This is a genomic window from Pseudomonas sp. HAR-UPW-AIA-41, assembly GCF_002304225.1.
Classification (GTDB): Bacteria; Pseudomonadota; Gammaproteobacteria; order Pseudomonadales; family Pseudomonadaceae; genus Aquipseudomonas.
The window spans coordinates 1-437 of the sequence record NZ_NSLB01000030.1 but is presented as its reverse complement, the minus strand read 5'-3'; the positions used below and the strand labels follow the sequence as shown (position 1 = coordinate 437).

The window sequence follows — 437 nt, the reverse complement described above, 5'->3', positions numbered from 1 at the left end:
TTTCGCGTCTACATCTGTTATCGGCGTCTGTTCATACAGTTTAAACAGATTTCGGAGATTTTCCACACCTGTTAAAGAGTAAGGCACATACGGTAACGAGTACGTAGTGATCTCTTGTAAATGTTCTGGTAACCGCTTTAATGCCTGCCTTTGTCGATGATAAAAGCGGATGAGATCTTATCTTCACGATGGCCCTTTTCAGCTAGCCCTACTGCAATAGCAGCTGCGACAGTTGTTTTTCCTACTCCACCTTTTCCCATTGTAAAGATTAACTTCGTATTGTTAACTGAAAAATCATCAATAACGTCTTTTAATCCTGACAGATCATTGGATAGATGTTTCGCGTCTACATCTGTTATCGGCGTCTGTTCATACAGTTTAAACAGATTTCGGAGATTTTCCACACCTGTTAAAGAGTAAGGCACATACGGTAACGA

1 pseudogene is annotated in these 437 nt (G+C 40.5%); it reads right to left on the bottom strand.

The features are described 5' to 3' along the window. Positions 1-191: 191 nt before the first annotated feature. Positions 192-437, bottom strand: a pseudogene (locus tag CK486_RS18425) (ArsA-related P-loop ATPase); the annotation flags it as partial.